Origin of the sequence: Mesorhizobium sp. M7A.T.Ca.US.000.02.2.1, from assembly GCF_003996995.1 — a bacterium.
Lineage (GTDB): Bacteria > Pseudomonadota > Alphaproteobacteria > Rhizobiales > Rhizobiaceae > Mesorhizobium.
The window spans coordinates 1-9,202 of sequence record NZ_RZTT01000246.1 but is presented as its reverse complement, the minus strand read 5'-3'; the positions used below and the strand labels follow the sequence as shown (position 1 = coordinate 9,202).

Genomic DNA, 9,202 nt, shown 5'->3' with positions numbered 1-9,202 from the left:
GTCAGCGTCGGCGTGTCGTCGGTGCTGAAGGGCGTGGACACGGTGGCGGCGCTGATGAAGCGTGCCGATCTCGCGCTCTACGAAGCCAAAAGCGGCGGCCGAAATCGCGTCGTCGCCAAGGCGGCGTAGCGATCCAGCCCCGATTATCCTGTCAACCCGACAGGGTTACCCGTTTACCTTAATCCAAGCGATTCGCGAGCCTTGGTTAAGAAACTGTTGATTTTCATAAACTCTTGCGCAACTGTGCAGGCCAAGACGAAGCCGGCACGAGGATAGAAAACCGGCTCCGATCCTGGGAATACCCCATGATGCTCAGGTCCGCCGCATCTCCTGGGTCCGTGGGGTCGGCCGGCCGGCGCTGGCACATAGTGGCCTCCTCGTACCGCTGCCAAACGCCGACCGGCCCCCTTCTCTCCAAAAGAACATCAGAACTCCGTGCTAAAGCACGGAGGAATCTGCGTTTTTGCATGTGAATCGGAACGCCCGTTCTAGCCGTTCCAACACAGCTTCGCTGTGAGAGCAGCCAACGATGAGGGGAAGAGCACCCCCTTTCATAGATATGGCGCACAAGGGGCTTGCGGCAAGACCCGGCTCCTCCCGTAAAACCGCGACCCAAGCCAGGGTGCGGAAAACGGGAGTTATGATAATGATTTCAGATCATGCGGTTGTGATCGCCGGGGGTGGTCCGACGGGATTGATGCTGGCAGGCGAACTGGCGCTGGCAGGCGTGGACGTTGCCATTTTCGAAAGGCGACCGGATCAGAAATTGGCAGGATTGCGCGCAGGCGGCCTGCATGCGCGCACTCTTGAGGTGCTCGACCAGCGCGGAATTGTGGATCGGTTTCTTTCACAGGGACAGATATCACCGTCCGTGGGCTTCCACATGATCCGGTTAGGCATCAGCGATTTTCCCACGCGCCACAATTATCTGCTGGCACTGCGGCAAAACCTCATCGAGCGCATCCTGGCCGACTGGGTCGGCGAGTTGAAGGTGCCGATCTATCGTGAACACGAGGTTGCGGGGTTTACCCAGGACGACAGCGGCGTCGATGTCGAACTGTCCACCGGTCACCGCCTGAGGGCCGCATATCTGGTCGGGTGCGACGGAGGCCGCAGCACCATTCGCAAGGCGACCGGTATCGAGTTTGCCGGATGGGATCCGACGATGAGCTGGATGATTGCCGAGGTCGAAATGTCGGAAGAACCGGCATGGGGCTTCCGCAGCAACGCCTCCGGAATTCATGCCCTGGGTAAGATCGAGGGCGGCAAGAAGGTTGGCGTCGTGCTGACGGAGCCCCGCCTGGAGGCGCGCGGCGAACCGACCCTGCGCGAGCTCAGCGAGGCGCTGACTGCCGTCTACGGCACCGACTTCGGGGTCCACAGCCCGACCTGGCTCTCCCGCTTCACCGACATGACGCGCCAGGCCACCGCATATCGCGACAGGCGCGTGCTGCTGGCGGGTGATGCCGCGCACATCCATCCGCCGATGGGCGGACAGGGCCTCAACATCGGCGTGCAGGATGCGGTGAACCTTGGATGGAAGCTGGCCCAAATCATCAAGGGGACATCGCCGCAAAGCCTGCTCGACAGCTATCACGCCGAGCGTCATCCGGTCGCCGCCCGCGTGTTGCGCAACACGATGGCGCAGGTTGCGCTTCGCCGCACGGATGACCGCAGCAAGGCCTTGGCCGATACCGTTGCCGAGTTGCTCGGCATGGATGAAGCTCGCAAGAAAATCGCCGCGGAGATGTCTGGTTTGGGTGTTCATTACGACCTTGGCGAGGGGCATCCACTGCTTGGGCGGCGAATACCCGATCTCGATCTGACCACCGCCGGCGGACTGTTGCGGGTCTTCACCTTGCTGCACGACGCGCGGCCCGTGCTGCTCAACCTCGGTGAGCCCGGCAGGCTGGACATCGCGCCCTGGGCTGATCGGGTCCGGCAGATCGACACCGGTTACGCCGGTATCTGGGACCTCCCGGCTCTCGGGACGGTCGTTTCGCCCGACGCGGTCTTGATCCGGCCCGATGGTTATGTGGCTTGGGCCGGGGCGGGAACCCAACAGGGCCTGGTGGACGCGCTGACCACCTGGTTCGGGCCGCCTGCCACCGCAGGTTAGCAGACACGATCGAAGTGCGACCGCGCGATCGCCTTGAGAGTATTGCGTCCCTCGCTCCCACAGTGCTCTTGACAGTTGGTTGACAGGAGCTTCCTTCTGTGCAGAAATTGGTTGGACCATTGGACCACTTGGAGGAATTGTGGACCAGAACAGCCTGCCACCCATTCAGACCACGGCGCGCGACGACGCCGTGCTGAAGGCGTTGGTGGGCTTTGTTCGCGCCGAGGCCTTGCAGCCGGGCGAGCGGCTTCCAACCGAACGCATTCTGGCCGAGCGGCTGAAGGTCAGCCGCAACACCGTGCGCGAGGCACTGACACGCTGGGAAGGGCTCGGCCTCGTCGAGCGCCGGCAGGGCAGCGGCACCTATCTCAAGGCGGCTGTTTCACACGATATGCTGCACATGCCGCTGACGCTGGCGGGCGGCAATGATTTCACCAGTCTGATGCAGACGATGGAGATCCGCCGCGCGCTGGAGGCGGAAGCCGCAGCCCTTTGCGCCGAACGCGCCAGCCAGGCCGACATCGCCGAGATCGCACGCAAGCTCGACATCATGGAGCAGGCGTTCCGCACGCGCGACGGCATGTCGTCGGAAGAGGATTGGGAGTTCCACCAGGCGATCTACCGGGCTTCGGGTAATCCGCTGTTCGAGCAGATCATCGCCGCCATGTACGAATTGTTCCACCGCTTCTGGGAGCATCCGCTCGGCGTGCGCGATTTCGGCCACGCCAGCTTTCCTTACCATCGCACCATCTACGAATACATTGCCGCGCGCGACCCGCAGGGCGCTCGCGCCGAGGCGCTCAAGCTGATCGCCACCGTCGAGGACGATCTCAAGCGCGGTGCCGCCAAACTCAAACTTTCGAGCCACACATGAACGAGCATCCATCCGGTTTCGATCACGACTATCTCGCCGAGGCGGCGACACTCTTGGCGCATGACGAACCGTTCCCCGGCGGTGCGGTGGTGCCGCCGATCTACCAGACCTCGCTGTTCACCTTCGCCAGCTATGCCGAGATGGCCGATACCTTTGCCGGCAAACGAAAGCAGCCGATCTATTCGCGTGGCGACAATCCGACGGTGATGGAGTTCGAGGCACGTGTCGCCGCGCTCGAAGGCGCAGAAGCAGCGCGCGGCTTTTCCAGTGGCATGGCGGCGATCAGCGCCACGGTGCTTGCATTCGTTGGGGCAGGCGAGCGCATCGTGGCGGTGCGCAATTGCTATGGCGATGCCTATCGTTTGTTCGAGCGGCTGTTGCCGCGGCTTAACATCAAGGTCGACTATGTCGACGGCTCCGACCCGGATGCGGTCGCGGCGGCACTTCCCGGCGCCAAGCTGCTTTATCTGGAAAGCCCGACCTCGATGATGTTCGAGTTGCAGGACATCGCGCATCTGGCGCGGTTGGCCAAGGAACAGGGCATCGTCACCACCATCGACAATTCCTGGGCGACGCCGGTCTTCCAGAAGCCGATCACGCATGGTGTCGACCTGGTTCTGCATTCGGCCTCGAAATACCTTGGCGGCCACAGCGACACCGTCGCGGGCGTCGTGGCGGGTTCGGCCGCTCATATCAAGCACATCAACGAGCAGACCTATTCCTATCTCGGCGGCAAGCTGTCACCGTTCGAGGCGTGGCTGTTGCTGCGCGGCCTGCGCACGCTGCCGCTGCGCCTGCCGCACCACATGAAGAGCGGCCTGACCATCGCCGAACGGCTGAAGGCGCATGCCAGTGTCGAGCGGGTCAACCACCCCATCTATTCGAACCACCCGGGCAAGGCGACGCTGGCCGGCTATGCCGGTCTGTTCTCCTTCGAGGTGACGGACGATATCGACATCCCCGTCTTCGTCGACGCGCTGAAATATTTCCGCATCGGCGTCAGCTGGGGCGGGCATGAAAGCCTGGTCGTACCGGCCAAGGCGTCGCTGGAGCAGACGCCGGGCCTGAATTCGATGGCGCGCTTCGGCGTCAGCCCCCGAACCATCCGCTTCAATGTCGGATTGGAGAGTGTCGAAGACCTGTGGGCTGACGTCGCCCAGGCCTTCGAAAAAGCCAGAAAATAACAAGCGGGTTCAAAATGGGAGTCTTGAACATGAAAAAACTGACCGTCATGCTGGCCACCGTTGCGGGGCTGGCGATTTCCGCCGGAAATGCCGTGGCCGACTCGACCCTGAAAATGGTCGAAGTCATCACCAGCCCGCCGCGCACCGAATTCCTGAAGAAGCAGATCGCCGAATTCGAAACAGCCAATCCGGGCATCAAGGTCGAGCTTATCTCGCTGCCCTGGGGCCAGGCGTTCGAGAAATTCCTGACCATGGTGCAGGCCGGCGATACGCCTGACATCGTCGAAATGCCGGAACGCTGGATGGGCCTCTATGCCAACAATGCCCAGCTCGAGGATCTCGGACCGTATATGGCCAAATGGGATGATGCCAAGACGCTGGGCGACCGCGCCAAGCAGTTCGGCTCGACCGTCAACAACACCCAGTTCATGATCCCCTACGGCTACTATGTGAACGCGCTGTTCTGGAACAAGAAACTGTTCAAGGAGGCCGGCCTCGACGGCCCGCCGGCGACGCTCGACGATTTCATCGCCGACGCCAAGAAAATCTCTGCGTTGCCGGGCAAATACGGCTACTGCCTGCGCGGCGGGCCGGGCGCCTTCAACGGCATGCACATGTTCATGAACATCGCCGCCGGCAAGGGCGGCTACTTCAACGAGGACGGCACTTCGACGATCAACGAAGAAGGCTCGGTCAAGGGCCTGCAGATGCTGGCCGACATGTACAAGGACGGATTGGCGCCGAAGGATGCGGTGAGCTGGGGTTTCAACGAAACGGTCACCGGCTTCTATTCCGGCACCTGTGCCATGCTCAACCAGGATCCGGACGCGCTGCTCGGCATCGCCGACAAGATGAGCGCGGACGATTTCGCCGTGGCGCCTTTGCCGGTCGGACCGAGCGGCAAATCCTATCCGACGCTGGGCTATGCCGGCTGGGCGATGTTTGCCAACTCGCAGCACAAGGACGACGCCTGGAAGCTGATGGCGACGCTTCTGTCGCCGAAGGACAATCTGGAATGGGCCAAGGAAGTCGGCGTCGTCCCGATCCACAACGGCGCCGACCAGGATCCCCATTTCAAGACGGAGCAGTTCAAGGGCTGGTTCACGGAGCTCAGCGACAGCTCCAAATATGAAATGGTCACCCCGCCGACGCATCTGGAGAACCTCGGCAATTTCGTCGACCAGGTGGCGATCAAGAATTTTCAGGAAGTGCTGCTTGGCCAGAAGACGGCCAAGGACGTCGCCGACCAATGGGCTGCCTTCCTGACCAAGGAACAGCAGGACTGGCTGGCGAAGAACAAGAAGTAAGCGCCTCTTTTTTCCTTCTCCCCGTTCTACGGGGAGAAGGTGGCCCGATAGGGTCGGATGAGGGGCGGCGCTATGCCTCGATTGATTCGCGCTGCCCCTCATCTGCCTGCCGGCATCTCCTCCCCGTGAACGGGGAGAAGGACGCTGTTCCAGACGCCGCTCCAGGGAGCCGATCCTCAGCCAATGACCTACGCCGTGTCCGAAATACGATCCGCCGGCAAGCCGCGTCGCAAGCGGCTATCCCACGCCGCCATCGAGCCATGGCTCTATCTCAGCCCGGCGATCATCCTGCTGGTCGTGGTGCTTTTGGTGCCGCTGGTCATCGGCATCAGCTACTCCTTCCGCAAGTTCTCAGCGTTCAAGTCCGAATATGTCGGGCTCGGGCAGTATCAGGCGATGCTGTCGGATCAGGTGCTGGGGCAGGCGCTGGTCAACACGTTGTGGTGGACCGTCGCCAGCCTTTTCTTCCAGTTCTTCCTCGGCCTTGGCCTGGCGCTCCTGCTCGACAAGCCGTTTCCCGGCCGCAAGGCAGTACAAGCCCTGGTCTTCCTGCCTTGGGCGGTGCCGTCCTTCCTGTCAGGCCTGACCTGGGCCTGGCTGTTCAATCCGATCATCGGCCCGCTGCCGCACTGGCTGTTTGCGTTGGGGCTGAAAGCCGAGCCGACCAATGTGCTGTCCGATCCCTCTACCGCCATGTGGGGACCGATCGTCGCCAATATCTGGTTCGGCATTCCGTTCTTTGCCATCACCCTCTTGGCGGCACTGAAATCCATTCCATCGGAACTGCATGAGGCAGCGGCTATCGATGGAGCCTCGCCCTGGCAGCGCTTCACCAAGGTGACGCTGCCGTTCCTGGCGCCGACCATCGCCATCACCGTGATGTTGCGCACCATCTGGATCGCCACCTTCGCCGACCTGATCTTCGTCATGACGGAGGGCGGACCGGCCGGCTCGACCAACACGGTGCCGGTCTACATCTATGTCAGCGCCTTCAAATCGCTGGACAAGGGCTATGCCTCGGCGGTGGCAGTGCTGTTGCTGATCCTGCTCATCGCCTATGCGATCGCCCTGATCGGCATCCGCCGCACGCTGGTGAGGCACGTCTGATGATCGCAGGACGCACAGCCTCGCAGCGCTTCTTCGGCGGCATCGGCCTCTACGCGGCAATCGCGGCCTATGTGATCTTTGCCCTGTTCCCGATCTACTGGACGCTGAAGATCTCGGTCACGCCGGAGCGGCTGCTCTATTCCGAAGGCATCACCTTCTGGCCGTCGCACATGACGCTGCAGAACTTCGTCACCGTGCTCGAGACGACCGATTTCCCGCGCTATTTCCTCAACAGCGTCATCGTCTCGGTCTCGACGGCGGCACTGGTGACGATCATCGCCACGCTCGCCGGCTATGCCATGTCGCGCTTCACCTTTCGCGGCAAGGCAGCCCTGGCGCTGATGTTGCTGCTCACCCAGACTTTTCCGCTGGTGATGGTCATTCCGCCGATCTACCGCGTGATGGGGCAGATCGGCCTGATCAACAGCCTGACCGGGCTGATCATCATCTACACCGCCTTCAACACGGCCTTTGCCACCTTCCTGATGCAGTCGTTCTTCGACGGCATCCCCAAGGATTTGGAAGAGGCCGCGATGATCGACGGCTGCACCCGCGCGCAGGCCATGCGCAAGGTGATCGTGCCGCTGACGCTGCCCGGCATGGGCGCCACGCTCGGCTTCGTCTTCACCGCCGCCTGGAGCGAGCTTCTGTTTGCGCTGATGCTGATTTCCAGCGACGACCAGAAGACCTTTGCCGTCGGCTTGCTCACCTTCATCGGCAAGTTCGCCGTCGACTGGGGACAGATGATGGCGGCGTCCATCCTGGCGCTGATCCCGGTCTGTATCTTCTTCGCCTTCCTGCAACGCTATCTCGTCACCGGCCTGACCGCCGGCGCCGTCAAAGGATAGATCGATGGCCTCTGTTACGCTCGAAAAGGTCCGCAAGGACTATGGCGCCGTCCGCGTCCTGCACGCGGTCGACCTTGAAATCGCCGACGGCGAGTTCGTCGTCCTGGTCGGGCCGTCAGGCTGCGGCAAGTCCACGCTTTTGCGCATGATCGCCGGGCTGGAGGAGGCTTCCGGCGGCGAGATCCGCATCGGCGAGCGGCTGGTCAACGACGTGGCACCCAAGGACCGCGACATCGCCATGGTGTTCCAGTCCTACGCGCTCTATCCGCATATGGACGTGTCGAAGAACATGGGCTTCAGCCTGCTCCTGAAGAAGGCGGAGAAAACGACGATCGACGCCAGGGTGGACGGCGCCGCCAAGCGGCTCGGGCTCGACACTTTCCTGCAGCGCCTGCCGCGGCAATTGTCCGGCGGTCAGCGCCAGCGCGTCGCCATGGGGCGTGCCATAGTGCGCGATCCCAAGGTTTTCCTGTTCGACGAGCCGCTGTCGAACCTCGACGCCAAGCTGCGCGTCCATATGCGCGCCGAGATCAAGGCGCTGCATCAGCAGCTGAAGACGACATCGGTTTATGTCACGCATGACCAGATCGAGGCGATGACCATGGCCGACCGGATCGTCGTCATGCATGACGGGTTGATCCAGCAGGTCGGCGCACCGCTCGATCTCTATGATCGGCCGGCCAACATGTTCGTCGCCGGTTTCATCGGTTCCCCCGGCATGAATTTCCTGCCGGCGATGGTTCGCAACGGTGGTGAGGCCGTACTGGCCGATGGCCAGGTGCTGCGCTTGCCGGAAGGCCTGCCGCTGACGGACGGTGACGCCATCACCGTCGGTCTGCGGCCCGAGCATATCAAGTTGGCGGATGAGGGCGCGTTGAAGGGGGAGGTGGGTGTGGTCGAGCCTCTCGGCCTTTCGACGCAGTTCTACGTCAAGCTGGCCAGCCAGCAGCTTTGCGTCTTTGCCATGGGCCGTGCCGGCGTGAAGCCCGGCGACGAGGTGAGGTTGGTTGTCGAACCAGACCAATTGCATCTGTTCGATCTGAAAAGCGGTGATCGCATCGGCTGAGGGGGACTCAGCCGGGCGGCGGGCAGCCGTATGAGGCGCCGATGTCGGGCGGGAAATACAGGTAACGCTACATTTCAATTGGATAAAATAGCGGAACGTCCAACAGACATTTCCGGAACCTAACAGGACCACTCGGACCTTTGCGTCTACAGCGCAAGACCTTAGTCCCGCCGTCTTCTCAAAAGAACGGAGGTCGTTTCGCCGCGAATAGGCCGCCGTCGGAGTTAGTCAACACCGACGGCGGCGCCTGCAATATGGGCGAGTGGGTTGTGTGCGGATATGGTGTGATCGCGGAAGAGGATTGTAGACCGCTAACCGCGAGGGCTTCTTTTGGCCAGCGGCGAACTGTCCAACGGGTTCTCAGCCGACTTGGCCGATCGCCGCTCCTTCAGCCACAGGGACTTCTTTCTCCTTGCCAGGTTCTCGTCTCGAACGCTGTCGTCGGCGGTCACTCCGCCATGCATCGCGGCAATCACGTAGTCGGCTCTGTTGGTTCGAAAGTCGCCTTTTTGTACGGACATCGTTTTCTCCCAGTGCGAGGCATTTCCCCCCTTTTTGCCTGACGCTGAAACTAACTGCCTATCCGTGGTGCAAGTCTACCAATCGCCGATTGTATTAAAACGATACACTCAAGGTGGCACGATCGCACGAGAGGAGCCAATACTGGCGGGGCTCCTTCATTGACCCTGTTGTGATC

Annotated in this window: 9 protein-coding genes; 8 read left to right on the top strand and 1 reads right to left on the bottom strand. The window is 61.8% G+C overall.

What is annotated here, in order from left to right; translation table 11 throughout:
• The 8 genes from EOD15_RS21680 to ugpC form a co-directional block, all read left to right on the top strand.
• Positions 1-129, top strand: a 129-nt coding sequence (locus tag EOD15_RS21680; protein ID WP_127408810.1) for a diguanylate cyclase, incomplete at its 5' end; no start/stop codon positions are given.
• A 517-nt stretch (positions 130-646) separates the two neighbouring features.
• Complete coding sequence (locus tag EOD15_RS21670; RefSeq protein ID WP_127320345.1) at positions 647-2,119, top strand: FAD-dependent monooxygenase; 1,473 nt, start codon at positions 647-649, stop codon at positions 2,117-2,119.
• A gap of 139 nt (positions 2,120-2,258) precedes the next feature.
• Complete coding sequence (locus EOD15_RS21665) at positions 2,259-2,993, top strand: FadR/GntR family transcriptional regulator (RefSeq protein ID WP_127320347.1); 735 nt, start codon at positions 2,259-2,261, stop codon at positions 2,991-2,993.
• Positions 2,990-4,177: a PLP-dependent transferase gene (locus tag EOD15_RS21660; RefSeq protein ID WP_127320349.1), complete on the top strand. Its 1,188-nt coding sequence runs from the start codon at positions 2,990-2,992 to the stop codon at positions 4,175-4,177. Before EOD15_RS21665 ends, EOD15_RS21660 begins: the two co-directional genes overlap by 4 nt.
• A gap of 29 nt (positions 4,178-4,206) precedes the next feature.
• Complete coding sequence (locus EOD15_RS21655; RefSeq protein ID WP_127296148.1) at positions 4,207-5,484, top strand: sugar ABC transporter substrate-binding protein; 1,278 nt, start codon at positions 4,207-4,209, stop codon at positions 5,482-5,484.
• Positions 5,485-5,667: 183 nt separating this feature from the next.
• Positions 5,668-6,591, top strand: coding sequence for a sugar ABC transporter permease (locus EOD15_RS21650; protein WP_127320351.1), 924 nt, complete (start codon positions 5,668-5,670; stop codon positions 6,589-6,591).
• Positions 6,591-7,439, top strand: a complete 849-nt coding sequence (locus tag EOD15_RS21645; RefSeq protein ID WP_127320353.1) for a carbohydrate ABC transporter permease — start codon at positions 6,591-6,593, stop codon at positions 7,437-7,439. The genes EOD15_RS21650 and EOD15_RS21645 overlap by 1 nt, the downstream gene beginning before the upstream one ends.
• A 4-nt stretch (positions 7,440-7,443) precedes the next feature.
• Positions 7,444-8,505 carry a sn-glycerol-3-phosphate ABC transporter ATP-binding protein UgpC gene (gene ugpC, locus EOD15_RS21640; RefSeq protein WP_127320355.1) on the top strand — a complete coding sequence of 354 codons (1,062 nt, stop codon included), beginning with the start codon at positions 7,444-7,446 and terminating at the stop codon, positions 8,503-8,505.
• 311 nt (positions 8,506-8,816) lie between these two features.
• Here the strand turns inward: ugpC and EOD15_RS21635 are convergent, their stop codons facing one another.
• Complete coding sequence (locus tag EOD15_RS21635; protein WP_127320357.1) at positions 8,817-9,026, bottom strand: hypothetical protein; 210 nt, start codon at positions 9,024-9,026, stop codon at positions 8,817-8,819.
• Positions 9,027-9,202 lie beyond the last annotated feature (176 nt).

Bases quoted from the DNA above. Each gene is read 5' to 3' on its own strand.
- EOD15_RS21670 (WP_127320345.1), top strand. From the start codon at position 647: ATGATTTCAGATCATGCGGTTGTGATCGCCGGGGGTGGTCCGACGGGA.
- EOD15_RS21660 (WP_127320349.1), top strand. From the start codon at position 2,990: ATGAACGAGCATCCATCCGGTTTCGATCACGACTATCTCGCCGAGGCG.
- EOD15_RS21655 (WP_127296148.1), top strand. From the start codon at position 4,207: ATGAAAAAACTGACCGTCATGCTGGCCACCGTTGCGGGGCTGGCGATT.
- EOD15_RS21650 (WP_127320351.1), top strand. From the start codon at position 5,668: ATGACCTACGCCGTGTCCGAAATACGATCCGCCGGCAAGCCGCGTCGC.
- EOD15_RS21645 (WP_127320353.1), top strand. From the start codon at position 6,591: ATGATCGCAGGACGCACAGCCTCGCAGCGCTTCTTCGGCGGCATCGGC.
- ugpC (WP_127320355.1), top strand. From the start codon at position 7,444: ATGGCCTCTGTTACGCTCGAAAAGGTCCGCAAGGACTATGGCGCCGTC.
- EOD15_RS21635 (WP_127320357.1), bottom strand. From the start codon at position 9,026: ATGTCCGTACAAAAAGGCGACTTTCGAACCAACAGAGCCGACTACGTG.